Below are 16844 nucleotides of genomic sequence, written 5' to 3'. Positions count from 1 at the left end.
GTACGGCCATTGAAACTATCACTAAAAATTTGGATGTGATTTTAGACGAAGATTCTCTTTTTGCTGAAGAGTTACGAATTTGGGGACAGGAAATTTAAGCAGGGAGAATCAGCCAAATTGGTTTAGATAACTTGGAAGCGGGAGAAATAGATGCTGAAATTGAGCAACCGGTAAAACGAAAAACAAAGACTAAAACAGAACAAGTTGGTACAACAGGGGTAAGAGTTACAGAAAAAGCAACTATTAAAATTAACTAAAAGATTGATTAGGAGAGAAAAATGTTAGAAGATCAAACCCAAGCACTCAAGCCTATTGTTAAAGAGGTTCTGCATGAGTTATTATTGCAGAAACGGGAAACTTTAACAGATGTAATTTATGAAATGATAGAGGATATGGTTCTAGCCAAAGCAATAGAAGAAGGTCTTGATGATGAAAATGTCAGTCGAGAAGAAATTTTTTGGTTACATCGAGTAAGTTTATGACTACGAAGATTCGGGATGTCATTAAATTATTAGAAAAAGATGGCTGGTTTCTCGTTAATACAGTCGGTAGTCATCGCCAATATGAGCATCCAACAAAAAGGTGAAAGGTGACTGTTGCTGGCAAATTAAGTGATGATGTTCGTAAAGGAACTTTAGCTAGTATTCTTAAACAAGCAGGGTTAAAATGATCGACAAATATCTAATTGTTCTCGAAAAAAGTGAGACGGGATTTTCAGCTTATTCACCCGATGTATTGGGGTGTGTAGCAACAGGTGTGACTCTAGAAGAAACAACGGAGCAAATGCGATCGGCTTTGGCTTTGCATTTGGCAGATGTTGAAAACTTGCCCCAACCACGAGGGATTGATTCCTATTTAGAAGCTTGGCGAGATTCGGAAGGAGAAGCATTTTTTCTAACTCATATTCCCATAGATCAAGTGTTAATTAAATCTTAGTTTTATTAAGGAAAATGAACGACAAACTTTAGCAAACTGGAATTAAAGCTTTTACTTTAATCTGATCAAAGATCAAGTACAGAAACCAGAAGCCTGTTCCACGGGGTAGGTATTTTGCCAGTTTATAGGCTATAATCTTATTAAAGATAAAACACAGATTAGGAGACAAAAATGTTAGAAGATCAAGCCCAAGCACTCAAGCCTATTGTTAAAGAGATTTTGCATGAATTATTATTGCAAGAACGGGAAACTTTAACAGATGTAATTTATGAAGTAATAGAGGATATTGCTCTAGCCAAGGCAATAGAAGAAGGTCTTCATGATGAAAATGTCAGTCGAGAAGAAATTTTTTCTTTATTAGCAGAGTAAATCATGCAAGTTGAATTTCGTCGCCTTTTTTTTCGAGATTTAGGTGCTATCAAGGATCGTAAGCTACGACAACGAATTGAAGCTGTCATTGTGGAGGTAGAAGCGGCCAATAATCTAGCTGAGTTAAGAAATATCAAAGCTATTGAAGGCCCCCCTAGTTACTATCGGATAAGAATAGGAGATTACCGCATAGGTATTTATGTTGAGGAGAATATGATTGCTTTTGTCCGAGTTTTACACCGTAAAGAAATGTACCGTTATTTTCCCTAAGCCATGAACGACAAACTCAAGCAAACTAGAATTAAAGGTTATACGTTAATCTTATCAAAGATCAGGTACAAGAACTAGAAGCCTGTTCCACGGGGTAGGCATTTTGTTATTTCACAGGCTATAATCTTATTAAAGATAAAACACAAGAACCAGAAGCCTGTTACACTATCTAACAATTAATTAAGTGCCATTTACTAGCAAGGTGTTGTATCATGGAACCTTTAACGCTATTGGCTACAGGAGTCACGATTATTTTAGGGGGAGCGTTGGCTCGTGTGGGGGAGCTTGTCTTAGATGGTTCCCTTGAAAAACTGATAAATTTAATCGGAGCGAAGTCTCCTGATACTTTAAAAAAGTTGCAATCGGCTAATCAAAATCCTGCTTTGTTATCTGAAACCATTGAGGTAATGGCGACTTTACTGGAAGATCCATAAATACAAAAAGTTGCAGAACAAGTGGTTAAGGAAAATGAATCTAATCCTTACGTTATTAATCAGTTTACTGACTTAGAAAAAATTCTTAACTTTGCTAATCGGGATATTAATATTGATAAACAAATTAATAATTATTGACTACAGCCGCCTGTAGGGGAGCAGGTTAAACAAAACCCTGCTAAATTAGATACAACGAGTGAGAGTTCCAAGTCTATTTCGACTTCTCTTTCTAATCTTGATTACAGCATTGGAAGTCTATGTAAATTGAGAGCAATTTTCTACGAACTTAAGGGAAATACTCGTCAACAAAAGGGGAAAGTTAATATAACAGTTAAAGAATTATCAGAATGGATTCAGGCAATTCAATCCGCAGAATCACAATTTGAGCAATTTTTAAATTTATTGGAGGATAATGATGATTCAGATTCATAAAAATCAAACTAATTCGGCTCAGGCTAGTAATTATGAAACAGAGTTAAATCTTGAGAACTTTGATCAGATTACGCCCAAAAAACATAATCCTAAAATCTATCAAAAGCTCTTTAAAAAAGCTCAGGATATTGGTGATAAACAATCTGAGATTTTTGCTCTTGGCCGGTTAGCAATGATTTATCAATCTTGGGGTCAATATAGAGAAGCAGTACAATATCTTCAGCAACAATTAGTAATTATTAGAGAAACCAATGATCGGTATTCGCTGGCGAATACTTTAGGTAATTTGGGAGCGGCTTATCAGTCTTTAGGGCAGTATCAAGAAGCAATTGCACATCTTCAAGAACAATTAGCAATTGCTCAGGAGATCGGCGATATTCTTGCCCTAGCAAATGCTTTCGGAAATCTGGGGATTACTTATCAGTCTTTAGGACAATATCAGCAAGCAATTGAATATTTTCAAAAACAATTAGAAATTGCCCAGCAAATTGGTGATAAAAAATCAAAAGCCAATGCTTTGAGCAATTTAGGTATTTCTTATCAATATCAAGGCGATTTTGCTCAAGCAGAATCTCTATTTTTACAAGGATTAAAAATCCATGAAGAGTTATTTAGTGGCAATAATCCTAGTGTTGCTTCTAATCTCAACAATCTGGCGAGTCTTTATCAAGATCAAGGGAGATACACAGAAGCAGAACCTCTCTTTTTACGCTCGCTGGCGATTCGGGAAAAGCTATTAGGAAAAGAGCATCCTGCTGTGGCCAACAGTCTCAACAATCTGGCGAATCTTTATTGCGCTCAAGGGAAATACGCAGAAGCCGAACCTCTCTTTTTGCACTCGCTGGGGATTCGGGAAAAGCAATTAGGAGCAGAGCATCCTCATGTGGCCAACAGTCTCAACAATCTGGCGGATCTTTATCAGTCTCAAGGGAAATACACAGAAGCAGAATCTCTCTATCAAAGAGCGATTGCTATTTGTTCGGAAAAATTAGGAGAAAATCACCCCAACACTCAAACAGTAAAAAATAATTATAATCTGATGCTTTCTCAACTTCCTGATGAGGAATTAAGCCAACGCTTTCCCCCCGAAATAGTGGAAATGTTGCGTAACCTAAGACAAAATTAGCTTTTTTTAAAGGAAGAATAAAAAACATGAACATCAAACAGCAACTACTAGAAAAATATCGCAAGCAAGACTTAGAATTGTGATTTTATGCGATACGGGAGTATTATTTTGTTTCGTTCTTATTTACTTCCAGAAATCCTCCACTTTATTCAATTTATGCCTTGAAGCCAAGCACTAAGTTCTTCTTCGGACATCTCGCCAGCCGCCACCGCCAGCATAGTTGCCACCACCTCGGCTTCTGGAGCGATTAACTCAATGCTATTAACTTGGAGAAAAGTCGCCATGACGACGAAAGCGGTGCGCTTGTTGCCGTCCACAAAGGGGTGATTTTTTGCCAGTCCCCAGCAATAAGCGGCGGCTAATTGGTACAGGCTGACATCGGGGTTGTAAGTGTGGAGATGGCGAGGTCTGGCGAGGGCGCTGGAGAGTTTTCCTAGGTCGAGGATGCCTTCGGCTCCGCCAAAGAGAGCGAGTTGCTGGTGGTGAATTGCTCTGGCTGCTTGTTCACTAATCCAGATGATTTCGCTCACTTGGCCAATTCCCGCAGGGCGTTGCGATAGCGGCGGGTAACTTGAGAAGCTGCTTTCATAATTTGCTCGAATTCTGGGTCGTAGGTGGTTAACTGTACCCCGTCTGGCGTTTCGGTGACGTATATCGTATCTCCTTCTCCCACCTGGAGTTTGTCGAGAACTTCTTTGGGGAAAGAGGCTCCTAATGAGTTGCCGATTTTGCAGATTTTGAGCTTCATTTTTTTACCTCATCGTTGTTTGTAGTCGCTGCGTCACTAGCGCAACAACAGTTGCAATAAGAAGCAGTACAATTAAAGATAAGCACCAGTTTAGTAATATCTTCCACTGTTTAAACGTTCATAGAACATTTTACACCATGATCTCGGAAAAGCCAAAATAAACCTCAAAAGAACCCAATGGAGTGGCAATAATTTTTTACTCTAAATTAACACTGACAAGAAAAAATCACCATGCAAACCCAACCGCTAGAATCAAACACCACAAACCTGATTAAACTGCGCTCCAGTCAACCAGAATCCCTTAAAGCAATGATTAAAACCGATCTGAATAATCGGCTACGGGACTTAGAAAGCGGATTACAAAAAACTCAAACACGCTTAAAAGAATTTGAAACTCAATATCAATGGTCAACAGAGCAGTTTATTAGCTTGTTTACCAACGATAAATTACAACACAGTGAAGATTTTGATGAATGGTTAGGAGAATCATGGATGCTTGACAAAATACAGCAAAAAATAGCCATCATTAAGGAGATTGAATTTGTTGATTGAGACTTACTTTGAGAGAATTAGAAAACTTCTCACAAACTCATCCATGATCCAAACTTTTGAACTTGACACAGAAAAACGGACAGAGAGTCTCGGTTTTATTAGAGGAAATATTACCTTTATTGACGGCTCTCGGCTCTATATTCGAGAATTTGTCGAAGTAGAGCTCAGCATAAACCGAGGCAAATATTCTTACCACTAAGTAGGTGGGTGGAATTAAATATAAAATGAACGTAGGTTGGGTTGAAGCATGAAACCCAACGCCCGATTATGTTACGCTACCGCTAACCCATCCTACAAATAATTGTGCCTACCTACTTATATCAATCAAAAAGGTGATTTAATTTTCCGTTATGATAATGATCCTCATCATCAAAAACTTAATTTTCCTTCATTTCCTCATCATAAGCATGATCGACATGAAGATAATATAGTAAGCTCAAAAGCTCCTTTTTTAGAAGAAGTTTTTCAAGAAATTGAGGATATTAACAATGAATTATCACTATAGTATTTTTATTCAATGGTCAGAAGAAGACAACAAATTTATCGCCCATCTCCCTGAATTTGTCCCCTATGCTCATACCCATGGTGAAACCTACCATGCAGCCCTACAAAATGCCCTTGAAGTTCTATATATACTTATCGAAGACTACACTGCACGAGACAAATCTCTCCCACCTCTCCAGGCTATTTCCGCATAGCCCAAATATTCTCAGTTCAGTAATATCTCCTAGTATTTAAACGTTCATAGAACATTTTACACCATGATCTCGGAAAAGCCAAAATAAACATTATGCAAGTTACGGCTTAAATCATTACTGAAGTTGTTATATCGCCTTCTTCTCGATCAGAACCAAAAAGCCCAAAATAAATAATAAAAATGTCAGCCAAGAAGCAATTTTTGCTTTATTATAAGAGTAATCCCCACAAACCGTAAGCGATTTATGTATCAAGTCACCGTTGATTACGCTAAAGCCAACCTAGAAGAACTCTGCGATCGCACTGAAAAAGAACCCGATGGAGTAGTGATCGTTCGTGAAAATCGCAGTTATATTCTCATCACTCAAGAAGAATGGGAATCCTTAGCTGAAACCTCCGAACTCATGCAAGATTCCAAACTATTACAACATATTGCATCAGCACGACGAGAATATGCCGCAGGAGAAACCATCATAATGGAACAAGTATTTGGATAACAACCTACACAATTGTCTTTTCTAAACAAGCGCGAAAAGATACCGACGAACTCACCCAAAAACAAAAAGTCAAACTTCAAGAAATTTTAACTAACATAATTGCAATTAATCCCTATATTGGCAAATCCTTAAAAGGCGATTTAGAAGGCTTGTATTCCTATCGCCTAAATAGAAAAGATCGTCTGCTTTATGAAATTTATGAAGACGATCAAACTATTCTGATTATTCGTACCAAAACACACTATGGAGATTAGGTAAGAGCGGTCATAACGCCTGAAGTCATCCCCGTTTAGAATATAGCTTGCCCCTGTCAGGCAAAGATAGTAGTGATGATGATCGCTACCAGGAAAAGGACGTAAGAAATGCACTTCAGGAACTAGCAAAATTAAATCAAGGAGACAACCCATGAATTATCACTATGGTATTTTTATTCAATGGTCACAACAATACAACAAATTTATCGCCCATCTACCTGAATTTAGCCCCTATGCTCATACCCATGGTGAAACCTACAATGCAGCCCTACAAAATGCCCTTGAAGTCCTAGAACTGCTTATCGAAGACTACACTGCACGAGACAAATCTCTCCCAATTTTTCAGGCTATTTCCCCATAGACAAAATATACTATATTACACTCAAAACGAATTTTATCTGAGCAATTATGGCTGAATTAAGTTCAAAAATTACGGCAATTATTTATTCTGGTGAACAACAAGAATATGTAGCCGAATGCGCGGAAATTTCGGTTGTGACCCAGGGAAATACCTTAGATGAGGTGGTTAATAATCTCAAAGAAGCTGTCTTATTATATTTAGAAGGAGAAGAGCCTAGTGAGTTTGGTCTAGTTGCCAAACCTTCTCTACAGATTACGGTTGAGTTACAGCCTGAATATGCCTAAACTGAAACAACTATCAGGCAAAGACGTGATCAAAATTCTCGCTCGATTTGGCTTTACTATTCACAGTCAACGAGGAAGTCACATTAAATTGCTTTGCATTTAGCAGATGTTGAAAATTAGCCCGAACCGCGAGGAATTGATACCTATCTAGAAGCTTTGCGAGATTCGGAAGGAAAAACATTTTTTCTGACTCATATTCCACTGGAGCAAGTCTTAGTTAGGGTTTGCTGAAAAAGTTTGTTGGTGGGGTTAGGAGTCGGTCGTTTCAGGCTTTGTTGCCCTTCTTTTTTTTGTGCCAGTTTTGTACTATAAAAAGAATAATGCCAAGTTTTTGAATGTCCCAATCCTATATTCTGGCACCAACATCGGATTTTAACAGGTCAAAAGCCTTATTTTAAAAAGGTTTTACCATTATTCAGCCAGCCCTAAGTAGGTGGGTAGAATTAAATATAAGATGAACGTAGGTTGGGCTTCGGCCGTGAGCTTTTGCCGAACGGTTGAAGCATGAAACCCAACCCCCGCTCATGTTACGCTACCGCTAACCCATCCTACAAATAATTGTGCCTCCCTACTTATTAGCTGCTTTAGAGAAAAATCCCCCAAAACTCAAAGAGTAATGCTGAAAAAGTCTTTGAGTGGCAACAGGGAACAGTTTTTGATGCCTTAAACCAGCCATCTTCGCTCATCAGACCCATAAACAAGCAAAATTATCTGTATATTTAATCACTTAATCAGAAGCATTTACCTTTGAAATAGCAGTTTTTAAATAGGAAACCACCTCATTAATTGCTACTTCTGACGCTTTTTTACTGGCTCTTTCGACTAATTCCACCTTACCCGATTTGAGAGATTTACCCGTGACAATGCGATAGGGAATCCCAATTAAATCCGCATCTTTGAACTTAACTCCCGCACGTTCACCCCGGTCATCTAAAAGGGTTTCAATGCCGGCTTGATTTAACTCATTGTATAAACTTTCGGCGGTTTTTACCTGCTCGGCATCAGCTAAATTGGGAATAACCACAATCGCTTGATAAGGGGCAATAGCTACGGGCCAAATAATGCCATCTTTATCGTAGGATTGTTCTACGGCTGCCTGGGCTAAACGCGATACTCCTATGCCATAACAACCCATACAAATGGGGGTAGATTCTCCCGCTTCATTAGTATAAAAAGCATTCATAGCTTGAGAATATTTATAGCCCAATTGGAAGATATGACCGACTTCAATTCCTCTAGCACTTTGCAAGGTTTGATTAGGATCATGAATAGCTCGATCGCCTACCCTGGCTTTGCGTAGATCGACGATTAATTCCGGTAAGATAAAATCTTGACCCCAATTGGCTCCCACTACATGAAACCCGGTTTCATTAGCACCGGTAATAAAGTCTTCTAAGTCTGTCACCGTGTTGTCTGCTATGCGTAAAAACTTAGGAGCTATATCGCTGGCTTTTTTGAGCAAATTATCTTCTAAGTCGGGAGCAATATAACCCAAAGGTAAAGGTTTAGTTGCCCATTTCTGTTGAGCGGCAGCATCGGGTATTTTTAAAGCCAAAATTGTTTTAGCATTGTAATGGCTCGCCTGTCTAACTAATTCATTTTGTAGTTTAACTTCGTTAACCTCTTGATCGCCGCGAATGCTCACCAAAACTAAAACAGTTATGCCGCTATCATAAACCACTTCGTAGAGAACATTCTTGACGATAGCGGTGGCGGAACAATCGAGAAATTTAGCTAAACTTTCGATCGTGTTGGTGTTAGGAGTCTCTTTTTTAGTAAACTTTTTAAAGGGAGAAGCCACTTTATCGGCCGGCAAAGAAACGGCTTTTTCCAGATTAGCCGCATACTTTTCATCGGCGGTAAATAAAACCTCATCTTCTCCAGCATCAGCTAAGACCATAAATTCTTGGGATGCGGAACCGCCAATCGCTCCAGAATCGGCTTCTACTGCCCGAAAAGCTAACCCACAACGGCGGAAAATATTGCGGTAAGCTATATCCATCGCTTGATAGGTTTTCTTTAAACATTCCTCGTCGAGATTGAAAGAATAGGCATCTTTCATAATAAATTCTCGTCCCCGCATTAAACCAAAACGAGGGCGAATTTCATCGCGAAATTTAGTTTGAATCTGATATAAATTAACCGGTAATTGTCGATAGGAACGAATTAAATCACGAGCGACGGCAGTAATTACTTCTTCGTGAGTCGGTCCTAATCCTAACTCCCGGTTTTGCCTGTCCGTCAGGGCAAACATAATCCCTTCTGCTTTTGTGTAGGTGTCCCAACGGCCTGATTCTTGCCAGAGTTCCGCCGGTTGCAGTTGGGGAAGTAAACATTCTTGGGCGCCGGCTTTATTCATTTCTTCCCGGACTATCTGGGAGACTTTCTGCAAAACCCGCCACATCAGGGGTAAATAGGCGTAAATACCGCTGCCAATGCGACGAATGTAACCGGCACGCACCAAGCATTTATGACTGGGTATTTCCGCCTCGGCCGGGTCTTCCCGGAGGGTGACAAAAAGCTGTTGAGAGAGTCGCATCCTATCGATATCCTTTTGAACAGAAGACTTTCTATTATCTCATCAAAGGAGAGCGACTGCAATGATCAATTACTTGTGTTGACAAACAATAACAGCGATCAGTTTACCGATTCTCAGGTATTTCCCCTCACAACTTGAGACTGGTTGGAGACGCATTGAACTCTAGTTCCAATTGCCTAACTCCCTTGTTCTCTACTCTAGGAAATATGAGCGTTCAGGTCGATCGCTGTTATCGTCGTTATCGAGACAGAATGTAACTTTAACAGGGTTTACTCCTTTGTGAACTTGACCTTTATAACCTTGCCAGTCGATCTGTCAGGGAAGCTTTTTTCTTTAGCTTCAATTATTAATATAACATCGGATCGGAGCTAGAAGTCTTTCTCTTAATCAAAGTTTACATTACTGGGATCAAGGAAAAGCCTCGATGTTTTGACGCTTAACCGACCATAACTCCCTTCTGTCAAAGTGGGTGAGGTAATACCCCCTAAATGGGGAGCATCTCACCTTTGTAACCCCTAAATCAGGTTTTATGTCAAGCTATTTTAAAAGCCTTGCTAGAAACCAGTTTTAGGGACAAGTATAATTACTCACTTGCATAAATGAGATGCTCCCCCTAAATGAAACTTAATAGCGCACCCTGCGGTTGAAGAGAAAGACCTTAACTTTGGTTAGGTCTGAGGGGATTTGTGAGCATCCAGACGGGAGTTTATTAGCTTGGGTAATAGCAATCCGGATTTCGCTTTGTAAGCGTCAAATTCAGGATAGCGGGAGAGGGAGCGGTCTTTTTTAAGCATATTGGGAATGAAGACCCCGGCGATGAATCCCCCCAAAATCAGAAAAGGGAGCCAATGTTGGGCTAACAGGGCAAAACTCAGATAAATTAAAATCTCTCCTAAATAGTTGGGATTGCGACTACGACTAAAGAAACCTTCGGTGATCAATCCTTGCCTATATTTAAGGGTAAAATACTTTTGGGCATCGCTACCGTAATGGAGAAATACCCCCATGATATTGATCGCTATGGCTGCGGATATTAAAGGGGCGGCGGCCGTGACCTTCCCGCTAACAATAATAAAAGGGGCAGCCCAATATAAACTGAGAACGATAAAGGTAAATATTCCCATAGCCAACGGTATTTCTTTTTCCCATTGTTGATCTGGATATAATCTATCCTTGATCAGCCACATCAGACCGTAAGTTCCGTGTAGGGCAAGGTATATCCAAGCGAGCGGGGTAAAATTATTATAAAAAGCCATTAAGCCCAATATAATTAGAAAAGTCAGAAATTTATGCCAATTAATCGCGTGTTTTATCTTCATTTTCTTCAAAGTAGAAACCAATCCTGTTGATCGAGTGCTAAACAATTATAACTACTAACGTTTCAATCCGGTCTTTGACATCGCTTGAGAATAAAAAAGAAAGGTCGGGGAAAGTTGTTAAAATCCATAATTACTGGCAGGGTATTGTCCTCTAATTTCCGAAAAGAGTCATTAATCGGCGAATAATCCTAGATCATCAGCACAAGCTTCCAATCTGGTCTGTCAGGTTAACGGCGATCGCAGTTTTGTCGCTTGGGTTAAGACACCGCACTACCTAAGACCAAAGACTGGCGCATTGTTAATGAACACACTTTCCTATCCAAAGTTGTACTTACAAATACAGTTTAATAAAATCTTTATATTTGTCTCGGGACAAGGTTCTACCTGTAAGAAGAAAAGGGAAGGAGTGTCTCCCTCCCCTGAGCGGTTAGACAAGAGCTAGAACCACTGGAAAGCCTTACAAGGGAGACTCTTACAACGAGGTAAGACTATACAGAAACGAGAAGAGCCAAGTTATCTTTGAAACTGCTAAGTAGCTGGTTATAATTAAATTAAAAATGGATTTTAGGTTCGATCCCCCCTGCCCCCCTTGATAAGGGGGGTGCCGATAGGCGGGGGGATCCCCCTTAATAAGGGGGGCATCTGATAATTTTTAACGCCTACCTACTCATAATTAATAAAATCTCAAGAATAGTAAAATTATATGAATGCACTAAAATACCAAACAATCATCAAAAATGGTCAACTTAGTTTACCTCCCCTCGACTTACCAGAAGGAACAGTTGTCGAAGCGATTTTATTGATTAAAGAAGCTGCTGAAATGGATGAAACGGACTATCTGCTTTCCACAGAAGCTAACCGTCAACATCTCCAAGAGGCAAGAGAATCTCTGAAAAATCCTGATAGTTATATTTATGTAGATGCTGCTAACTGATCAGGAAAGTCGCCTTTCTAACCCGAAGTTTTGATGAGTTTAATTAATGGGCGATCACAGATAAAAAAGTTGACGCTAAAATTGTCAGCCTGATTAAAGATGTTCAAAGAGAGCCTTTTTCTGGATTAGGAAAACCAGAAGCATTAAAACATGAACTATCAGGATTATGGTCACGACGCATTACAAAAGAACATCGCCTAGTTTATAGCGTGTCTGATGAAGAAATTGTTATTGTTTCCTGTAAATTTCACTACTAATAATCGCCAGAAATTCCAGAACTAGCTGAGAGCAAGAATTAGGGAACACGAAAACTTAAGAAGAATTTCTGAAGAAAGTGAAAACCAACCTACATTTTTCTTTTATTCTTGTCTAACACCAAATCCGTTTTTAATAGTGTGATTAACTCTCAAGTTATGAATTGTTTCTCCCTTCTCCCCACACCCTAAACCCCACTCTCCTATGCCTTTTAAACAGGATTTAGTATAACACCACCATCGAATACTGTTGGAAGTGCGTTGCAAGGGTATCCCTTGCAACGAGGTAGAAACGAGAAGAACCACTTACTTATTAATTTTTCACAAAAGTAAATTTACCATTTTTACCATCGGCATCCATTTTAATTTGTGCCACGGAGAATTTATCCTGAATGATTTCTCCTTCGGGAGTAAAAGCAATATCTCCCAAGACAGTGACATACTTACCTGCTAAAATTTCCTGATTTAATTGTTGGCGAATTTGTTCGAGGGAAAGTGTACTGAGTTTATTTTTATCATCTACCCGTTTTAAGGCCTCGACAAAAACTTGAATTCCCGTAAAAGCTTGAGCAGTAAATTGGGGCGGTGCTTTTTTATTTTCTGCTGTATAAGCGGCGACAAAATCCCGATTAATAGGATTATCTAATTCCGGATTATAAGCTTGAGCAATGATAATGCCATCACATTGAGCTTGACAAACCGGGAAAATATTAGAAGTATTTAAACCATTGCCACCAATAATTAACCCCTGATAGCCTAATTGTCGCAACTGTTTGACCAAATTGCCCCCGTCAGCAACCAAACCAGAAATAACCACTAAATCCGGTTTAATATTAATAGCGGCGGTGGCTTGGTTTTGAAAATCTGTATCGGTGGTTTGGAATTTCTGCACGGTGACAATATCAAGATTTAAACTCTTCAGGGTTTCTTGAAAAGTTTCCGTTTCCGATTTACTAAAAGCATCATTTTGGGCAAAAAAGACAGCCACTTTTTTAATCTTGGGATCGATTTTTAAAGCGGTTTTAACCGCATTGGGAGCGACCACAGCCACAGGAGCGGACACCCTACCCACATATTCACCGATCTGGGGGATACCTTTAGCCGTGTTAGAGGGGCCGAGAATGGGAACTTTGGCTCGATCGGCGATCGGACTAGCGGCAAAAGCTTGTTGGGACAGGGACGGACCGAGAATACCCACCACCTTATCTTTGGTGATGAGGGTATTGATGGCGTTGATCGCTCCCGGTTCATCCCCGGTCACATCCTGGATAATAACTTTAATCGGTGTTCCATTGACTCCGCCCTTTTTATTAAAATATGTTTCAGCCATCTTGACACCGATCACCTGTTCCTGTCCCAATAGGGCGAGATTGCTGGTTTGAGCTAAGGCTGCACCGATGGGAATAGCAGCAGTGGCGGCGTTTTCTGCGGGACTGGGGTTAGTTTGACTGGTGGGAGTGCCGGAATTACAGGCCACCACTAAACCAAAAGTGACTAGGGATAATATTAAGGGGATTAATAAACGTTTTCTGAGCATCTTAACTCTCCAGAGACTGATATTGTTGATGACACTATTATTTCGCTAATCGGGTTGATTTCAGCGATAATTCTCGACGCGATCGGACCAGATTCTGCTCCCTTAGCGCCCTTTCTTTCCCCTAATTTTGTCGATTAACCTCCCAGTCTCATACTAAATCCTGTTTAAAAGGCATAGGAGAGTGGGGTGTAGGGTGTAGGGTGTAGGGTGTAGGGTGTGGGGAGAAGGGAGAAACAATTCATAACTTGAGAGTTAATCACACTATTGAAAACGGATTTGGTCTCACCTCCCTTTTCAGAAAAACGATTTGCCTTTTCTGGTTCTGTCGCCTAACCTAGTAGTTAGGGAATTTATTATCGCCTTTCCCGTTCACAAAACCCAGCAAGCGAAAACATCCATTTAAGATTATGACTAACCCCGTTATTCACGCCTTTTTCCTCGGACGAGCGATCGCTGAAGTGGTCAGTGAACAGCTAGAAGATGCGTTCACCAACGCTTTAAGCGAATTAGGCAAATTTGATGCCGAACAACGGGAAAACCTGCGGCAATTCGTCGAAGAAGTGCAAATGAGAGCCGAGCGAGCCATGGAAAAGGGAGTATATACTGAGACAGACTCCAGTGGTTCCTCCAGTGCCGATGTGCAGGAAAACATCGACGAAATGCGGGCCGAAATCGCCCAATTGCGCTCGGAACTCAAAAACTACCAGAATTAACCAAAAACCCTCTTTTAGTCGCTTTAAAGCCCCAAAAATTGCGTGTCAGCCCTTCTACCCGTCCCCGTTACCCTAGAGTTAAACCCAGCAATGCCGGCCCTCCAAGTCGCCAAAAATAGCTATCGTTGGAATCGAGAAAACTATTCCATCAATCGTCGTCGTCTAGATATTTGGCGATTCGTTCTGACTGTACTTTATCAATTCTGGCTCAACGGTAAAAAATGGAGCTATAACGGTGGCTATAGCCAGGAAAAACTCGCCAGCAGACGCAGAAAACAAGCCGCTTGGATTCGGGAAACCATGCTAGAATTGGGTCCAACTTTTATTAAAGTCGGTCAACTGTTCTCCACCCGGGCCGATCTTTTTCCCCTCGAATATGTGGAAGAATTATCGAAACTACAGGATCAGGTTCCCGCATTTACCTACGAACAGGCCAGCAAAATTATCGAGGTATCCCTCGGTAAACCCCTCAATCAACTCTTTAAAAGCTTCGATCCCATCCCCCTAGCAGCCGCTAGTTTAGGGCAAGTTCACCGGGCCCAACTGAAGACCGGGGAAGATGTGGTGGTCAAAGTCCAACGGCCCGGATTGAAAAAATTATTTAGTATAGATCTGACCATCCTGAAAAAAATCGCCCAATACTTCCAAAATCATCCCAAATGGGGTAAAGGTCGCGATTGGACGGGTATTTATGAAGAATGCTGTAAAATTCTCTGGGAAGAAACCGATTATCTCAACGAAGGTCGTAACGCTGACACTTTTCGCCGTAATTTTCGCGGGGAAGATTGGGTGAAAGTACCGAAAGTCTATTGGCGCTACACCTCTCCCCGGGTTTTAACCCTAGAATACCTCCCCGGCATCAAAATCAGTCATTATGAAGCCCTAGAAGCAGCCGGACTCGATCGCAAATTGTTGGCTAAACTAGGGGCAAAAGCCTATCTAATTCAACTACTCAATAACGGCTTTTTTCACGCGGATCCTCACCCCGGCAATATCGCCGTTGATAGTGATGGCTCCTTAATTTTCTACGATTTCGGCATGATGGGACAAATTAAAACCAACGTGCGCGAAAAATTAATGCAGACTCTCTTGGGAATTGCCCAAAAAGATGCCGATCGCGTGGTCACTTCTCTGGTGGATTTAGGAGCATTAACTGCTAATGGTGATATGGGAGCAGTGCGGCGATCGATCCAGTATATGCTCGATAACTTCATGGATAAACCCTTTGAGGAACAGTCCGTAGCCTCTATCAGCGATGATCTCTATGAAATCGCCTACGATCAGCCTTTTCGCTTTCCCGCTACCTTTACCTTCGTCATGCGAGCATTTTCTACCCTGGAAGGGGTAGGCAAAGGACTCGATCCCGAATTTAACTTTATGGAAGTGGCCCAACCTTTTGCCCTGCAATTAGTAAATGATATGACGGGAAATAATGGCAGTAATATCCTCGATGAGTTAGGACGACAAGCAGCCCAAGTGAGCAGCACCGCCCTGAGTTTACCCCGACGCATCGATGATACGATCGAAAAATTAGAACGGGGTGATATCCGTGTCCGGGTGCGTTCCAGCGAATCCGATCGACTTTTGCGGCGATTGGGTATGATTCAAATGGGAACCAACTATACTTTACTGGTCAGTGCTTTACTTATCTCAGCGACGCTTCTATTTGTCAATGGTTTTAGTTGGTTAACTTTAGTGCCGATGGCGATTTCCCTGCTGCCGGGGATAGCTCTTGTGAGACTCTGGCGAAAAATTGAACGTCAGGATCGCATGATGTAATTGATTGCGGGATAATAAATATTGTGTTAAAAGCAGAAATTTCGATGAACAATCTTTCTTTTGGAGGAATGACCGATCCTGGTGTAGTGCGATCGGTTAATCAGGATAGTTATTATATCGACCCCGAGGGGCGCTTTTTTATCGTTGCTGATGGTATGGGAGGTCATGCGGGAGGCCAGGAAGCTAGTCAAATCGCCACTGAAACTATCCAAGCTCATCTAGAAGAACACTGGAATTCGCCCCGGGCTGCCGGGGAATTGCTGCAGGAGGCAATTACTGCCGCTAACGAGAAGATTATTGAAGATCAACTGAAAAATCCCGAAAGACAGGACATGGGGACAACCCTAGTCATGGCTATCGTCCGAGATGATGGCTATTGGTACACCCATATTGGTGATTCCCGTCTCTATCGCTTTCGTGAGCAAAAATTAGAACAGGTGACGGAAGATCATACGTGGATAGCTAGGGCGATAAAAATGGGCGATCTGTCCGAAGAAGATGCGAAAAACCACCCTTGGCGACATATTTTATTTCAATGTCTCGGTCGTCGCGATTTGCCCCCAGTGACGGTATCTCCCCTCGATCTGCAATCCGGCGATAGTTTAATTCTCTGTAGTGATGGTTTGACGGAAGAACTGTCCGACGAGGAAATTAGCGATTATTTGCAAACCAGTGCCGATTGTCAGGAAATTGTCGAGAATTTAGTGGCAGCGGCCAAAGAAGCCGGCGGTTCTGATAATATCACCGTGGTCATGGTCAGCTGTTGACTATCTAGGGTTTACTGAAAAAGTTTCCCGTGGGGGCAGGGTG

The 16844-nt window shown here is 41.1% G+C and carries 26 protein-coding genes and 2 pseudogenes; 22 read left to right on the top strand and 6 right to left on the bottom strand.

All coding sequences use genetic code 11. The annotated features are described in order from the left end of the window. Positions 1-131: 131 nt before the first annotated feature. The 9 genes and pseudogenes from IQ242_RS26650 (at position 132) to IQ242_RS03335 (ending at position 3567) form a co-directional block, all read left to right on the top strand. Complete coding sequence (locus IQ242_RS26650; RefSeq protein WP_255520593.1) at positions 132-257, top strand: hypothetical protein; 126 nt, start codon at positions 132-134, stop codon at positions 255-257. A gap of 21 nt (positions 258-278) precedes the next feature. Further along, complete coding sequence (locus tag IQ242_RS03370; protein ID WP_193959029.1) at positions 279-482, top strand: hypothetical protein; 204 nt, start codon at positions 279-281, stop codon at positions 480-482. Further along, a pseudogene (locus IQ242_RS03365) lies at positions 479-670 on the top strand (type II toxin-antitoxin system HicA family toxin). The gene IQ242_RS03370 and the pseudogene IQ242_RS03365 overlap by 4 nt, the downstream one beginning before the upstream one ends. Further along, entirely contained in the window at positions 667-936 is a 270-nt protein-coding gene (locus IQ242_RS03360; RefSeq protein ID WP_193959028.1) for a type II toxin-antitoxin system HicB family antitoxin, read from the top strand. The pseudogene IQ242_RS03365 and the gene IQ242_RS03360 overlap by 4 nt, the downstream one beginning before the upstream one ends. Positions 937-1107: 171 nt before the next feature. Further along, positions 1108-1305, top strand: a complete 198-nt coding sequence (locus IQ242_RS03355) for a hypothetical protein (protein WP_193959027.1) — start codon at positions 1108-1110, stop codon at positions 1303-1305. A 3-nt stretch (positions 1306-1308) separates the two neighbouring features. Further along, positions 1309-1575, top strand: coding sequence for a type II toxin-antitoxin system RelE/ParE family toxin (locus IQ242_RS03350; protein WP_002786734.1), 267 nt, complete (start codon positions 1309-1311; stop codon positions 1573-1575). Positions 1576-1787: 212 nt separating this feature from the next. Further along, on the top strand, positions 1788-2009 hold the full coding sequence (locus IQ242_RS25755) for a hypothetical protein (RefSeq protein ID WP_228020796.1): 222 nt from the start codon (positions 1788-1790) through the stop codon (positions 2007-2009). A gap of 264 nt (positions 2010-2273) precedes the next feature. Then, entirely contained in the window at positions 2274-2441 is a 168-nt protein-coding gene (locus tag IQ242_RS03340) for a hypothetical protein (protein ID WP_193959026.1), read from the top strand. Beyond that, positions 2425-3567, top strand: a complete 1143-nt coding sequence (locus IQ242_RS03335) for a tetratricopeptide repeat protein (protein WP_193959032.1) — start codon at positions 2425-2427, stop codon at positions 3565-3567. The genes IQ242_RS03340 and IQ242_RS03335 overlap by 17 nt, the downstream gene beginning before the upstream one ends. Before the next feature lie 149 nt (positions 3568-3716). On the opposite strand, the gene IQ242_RS03330 is transcribed toward IQ242_RS03335, so the two are convergent. After that, positions 3717-4097: a type II toxin-antitoxin system death-on-curing family toxin gene (locus IQ242_RS03330; RefSeq protein ID WP_193959025.1), complete on the bottom strand. Its 381-nt coding sequence runs from the start codon at positions 4095-4097 to the stop codon at positions 3717-3719. Continuing rightward, entirely contained in the window at positions 4094-4315 is a 222-nt protein-coding gene (locus IQ242_RS03325) for an AbrB/MazE/SpoVT family DNA-binding domain-containing protein (protein WP_052276508.1), read from the bottom strand. Before IQ242_RS03325 ends, IQ242_RS03330 begins: the two co-directional genes overlap by 4 nt. 231 nt (positions 4316-4546) lie before the next feature. On the opposite strand from IQ242_RS03325, the gene IQ242_RS03320 reads away from it, so the two are divergent. The 8 genes from IQ242_RS03320 to IQ242_RS27005 all read left to right on the top strand — a co-directional run bounded on the left by IQ242_RS03320 (position 4547) and on the right by IQ242_RS27005 (position 7062). Continuing rightward, positions 4547-4867 (top strand): hypothetical protein, encoded by a 321-nt coding sequence (locus IQ242_RS03320; protein WP_193959024.1) that lies wholly within the window; start codon positions 4547-4549, stop codon positions 4865-4867. A gap of 301 nt (positions 4868-5168) precedes the next feature. Further along, a complete protein-coding gene (locus IQ242_RS25750; protein WP_228020795.1) occupies positions 5169-5372 on the top strand; it encodes a DUF6516 family protein in 204 nt (67 codons plus the stop codon). Further along, a complete protein-coding gene (locus tag IQ242_RS03315; protein ID WP_002786743.1) occupies positions 5356-5565 on the top strand; it encodes a type II toxin-antitoxin system HicB family antitoxin in 210 nt (69 codons plus the stop codon). The genes IQ242_RS25750 and IQ242_RS03315 overlap by 17 nt, the downstream gene beginning before the upstream one ends. Before the next feature lie 243 nt (positions 5566-5808). Then, positions 5809-6060, top strand: coding sequence for a type II toxin-antitoxin system Phd/YefM family antitoxin (locus tag IQ242_RS03310; RefSeq protein WP_193959023.1), 252 nt, complete (start codon positions 5809-5811; stop codon positions 6058-6060). Then, the gene (locus tag IQ242_RS03305) at positions 5985-6314 is read left to right on the top strand and encodes a type II toxin-antitoxin system mRNA interferase toxin, RelE/StbE family (protein ID WP_370582947.1); all 330 of its coding nucleotides are present in this window, start codon (positions 5985-5987) and stop codon (positions 6312-6314) included. The genes IQ242_RS03310 and IQ242_RS03305 overlap by 76 nt, the downstream gene beginning before the upstream one ends. A gap of 151 nt (positions 6315-6465) precedes the next feature. Beyond that, on the top strand, positions 6466-6675 hold the full coding sequence (locus tag IQ242_RS03300) for a type II toxin-antitoxin system HicB family antitoxin (RefSeq protein ID WP_193959022.1): 210 nt from the start codon (positions 6466-6468) through the stop codon (positions 6673-6675). A gap of 47 nt (positions 6676-6722) precedes the next feature. Continuing rightward, positions 6723-6959: a type II toxin-antitoxin system HicB family antitoxin gene (locus IQ242_RS03295; protein WP_052276510.1), complete on the top strand. Its 237-nt coding sequence runs from the start codon at positions 6723-6725 to the stop codon at positions 6957-6959. Continuing rightward, positions 6952-7062 (top strand): type II toxin-antitoxin system HicA family toxin, encoded by a 111-nt coding sequence (locus tag IQ242_RS27005; RefSeq protein ID WP_223211819.1) that lies wholly within the window; start codon positions 6952-6954, stop codon positions 7060-7062. The genes IQ242_RS03295 and IQ242_RS27005 overlap by 8 nt, the downstream gene beginning before the upstream one ends. Positions 7063-7686: 624 nt before the next feature. Here the strand turns inward: IQ242_RS27005 and IQ242_RS03285 are convergent. The 3 genes and pseudogenes from IQ242_RS03285 to IQ242_RS03275 form a co-directional block, all read right to left on the bottom strand. After that, on the bottom strand, positions 7687-9498 hold the full coding sequence (locus tag IQ242_RS03285; RefSeq protein ID WP_193959021.1) for a proline--tRNA ligase: 1812 nt from the start codon (positions 9496-9498) through the stop codon (positions 7687-7689). A 668-nt stretch (positions 9499-10166) separates the two neighbouring features. Next, entirely contained in the window at positions 10167-10817 is a 651-nt protein-coding gene (locus IQ242_RS03280) for an isoprenylcysteine carboxylmethyltransferase family protein (RefSeq protein WP_193959020.1), read from the bottom strand. A gap of 62 nt (positions 10818-10879) precedes the next feature. After that, positions 10880-11005, bottom strand: a pseudogene (locus IQ242_RS03275) (DUF4334 domain-containing protein); the annotation flags it as partial. 515 nt (positions 11006-11520) lie between these two features. On the opposite strand from IQ242_RS03275, the gene IQ242_RS03270 reads away from it, so the two are divergent. Continuing rightward, positions 11521-11751: a hypothetical protein gene (locus IQ242_RS03270; protein ID WP_002757161.1), complete on the top strand. Its 231-nt coding sequence runs from the start codon at positions 11521-11523 to the stop codon at positions 11749-11751. A gap of 53 nt (positions 11752-11804) precedes the next feature. After that, entirely contained in the window at positions 11805-12008 is a 204-nt protein-coding gene (locus tag IQ242_RS03265; RefSeq protein WP_193959031.1) for a Txe/YoeB family addiction module toxin, read from the top strand. Between the two features lie 310 nt (positions 12009-12318). Here the strand turns inward: IQ242_RS03265 and IQ242_RS03260 are convergent, their stop codons facing one another. Next, the gene (locus IQ242_RS03260; protein WP_193959019.1) at positions 12319-13542 is read right to left on the bottom strand and encodes an ABC transporter substrate-binding protein; all 1224 of its coding nucleotides are present in this window, start codon (positions 13540-13542) and stop codon (positions 12319-12321) included. Between the two features lie 407 nt (positions 13543-13949). On the opposite strand from IQ242_RS03260, the gene IQ242_RS03255 reads away from it, so the two are divergent. The 3 genes from IQ242_RS03255 to IQ242_RS03245 all read left to right on the top strand — a co-directional run bounded on the left by IQ242_RS03255 (position 13950) and on the right by IQ242_RS03245 (position 16801). Continuing rightward, the gene (locus IQ242_RS03255; RefSeq protein WP_193959018.1) at positions 13950-14255 is read left to right on the top strand and encodes a DUF6825 family protein; all 306 of its coding nucleotides are present in this window, start codon (positions 13950-13952) and stop codon (positions 14253-14255) included. Between the two features lie 90 nt (positions 14256-14345). Continuing rightward, positions 14346-16034 (top strand): AarF/ABC1/UbiB kinase family protein, encoded by a 1689-nt coding sequence (locus tag IQ242_RS03250; protein WP_193959030.1) that lies wholly within the window; start codon positions 14346-14348, stop codon positions 16032-16034. A gap of 44 nt (positions 16035-16078) precedes the next feature. Continuing rightward, a complete protein-coding gene (locus IQ242_RS03245; protein WP_193959017.1) occupies positions 16079-16801 on the top strand; it encodes a Stp1/IreP family PP2C-type Ser/Thr phosphatase in 723 nt (240 codons plus the stop codon). Positions 16802-16844: the final 43 nt, after the last annotated feature.

This window comes from Microcystis sp. LEGE 08355 (assembly GCF_015207185.1).
GTDB lineage: Bacteria > Cyanobacteriota > Cyanobacteriia > Cyanobacteriales > Microcystaceae > Microcystis > Microcystis panniformis.
The sequence above is the reverse complement of the archived record's forward strand: the minus strand, read 5'-3'. Positions and strand labels throughout refer to the sequence as shown.

What these genes read in the sequence shown, in the direction of transcription:
- IQ242_RS03255 (WP_193959018.1), top strand. Translation starts at nt 13,950, where the DNA reads ATGACTAACCCCGTTATTCACGCCTTTTTCCTCGGACGAGCGATCGCT.
- IQ242_RS03280 (WP_193959020.1), bottom strand. Translation starts at nt 10,817, where the DNA reads ATGAAGATAAAACACGCGATTAATTGGCATAAATTTCTGACTTTTCTA.
- IQ242_RS03245 (WP_193959017.1), top strand. Translation starts at nt 16,079, where the DNA reads ATGAACAATCTTTCTTTTGGAGGAATGACCGATCCTGGTGTAGTGCGA.
- IQ242_RS03370 (WP_193959029.1), top strand. Translation starts at nt 279, where the DNA reads ATGTTAGAAGATCAAACCCAAGCACTCAAGCCTATTGTTAAAGAGGTT.
- IQ242_RS03315 (WP_002786743.1), top strand. Translation starts at nt 5,356, where the DNA reads ATGAATTATCACTATAGTATTTTTATTCAATGGTCAGAAGAAGACAAC.
- IQ242_RS03355 (WP_193959027.1), top strand. Translation starts at nt 1,108, where the DNA reads ATGTTAGAAGATCAAGCCCAAGCACTCAAGCCTATTGTTAAAGAGATT.
- IQ242_RS03350 (WP_002786734.1), top strand. Translation starts at nt 1,309, where the DNA reads ATGCAAGTTGAATTTCGTCGCCTTTTTTTTCGAGATTTAGGTGCTATC.
- IQ242_RS03250 (WP_193959030.1), top strand. Translation starts at nt 14,346, where the DNA reads ATGCCGGCCCTCCAAGTCGCCAAAAATAGCTATCGTTGGAATCGAGAA.
- IQ242_RS03300 (WP_193959022.1), top strand. Translation starts at nt 6,466, where the DNA reads ATGAATTATCACTATGGTATTTTTATTCAATGGTCACAACAATACAAC.
- IQ242_RS03320 (WP_193959024.1), top strand. Translation starts at nt 4,547, where the DNA reads ATGCAAACCCAACCGCTAGAATCAAACACCACAAACCTGATTAAACTG.
- IQ242_RS03310 (WP_193959023.1), top strand. Translation starts at nt 5,809, where the DNA reads ATGTATCAAGTCACCGTTGATTACGCTAAAGCCAACCTAGAAGAACTC.
- IQ242_RS03360 (WP_193959028.1), top strand. Translation starts at nt 667, where the DNA reads ATGATCGACAAATATCTAATTGTTCTCGAAAAAAGTGAGACGGGATTT.
- IQ242_RS27005 (WP_223211819.1), top strand. Translation starts at nt 6,952, where the DNA reads ATGCCTAAACTGAAACAACTATCAGGCAAAGACGTGATCAAAATTCTC.
- IQ242_RS03295 (WP_052276510.1), top strand. Translation starts at nt 6,723, where the DNA reads ATGGCTGAATTAAGTTCAAAAATTACGGCAATTATTTATTCTGGTGAA.
- IQ242_RS25755 (WP_228020796.1), top strand. Translation starts at nt 1,788, where the DNA reads ATGGAACCTTTAACGCTATTGGCTACAGGAGTCACGATTATTTTAGGG.
- IQ242_RS03335 (WP_193959032.1), top strand. Translation starts at nt 2,425, where the DNA reads ATGATTCAGATTCATAAAAATCAAACTAATTCGGCTCAGGCTAGTAAT.
- IQ242_RS03285 (WP_193959021.1), bottom strand. Translation starts at nt 9,498, where the DNA reads ATGCGACTCTCTCAACAGCTTTTTGTCACCCTCCGGGAAGACCCGGCC.
- IQ242_RS03270 (WP_002757161.1), top strand. Translation starts at nt 11,521, where the DNA reads ATGAATGCACTAAAATACCAAACAATCATCAAAAATGGTCAACTTAGT.
- IQ242_RS03260 (WP_193959019.1), bottom strand. Translation starts at nt 13,542, where the DNA reads ATGCTCAGAAAACGTTTATTAATCCCCTTAATATTATCCCTAGTCACT.
- IQ242_RS03325 (WP_052276508.1), bottom strand. Translation starts at nt 4,315, where the DNA reads ATGAAGCTCAAAATCTGCAAAATCGGCAACTCATTAGGAGCCTCTTTC.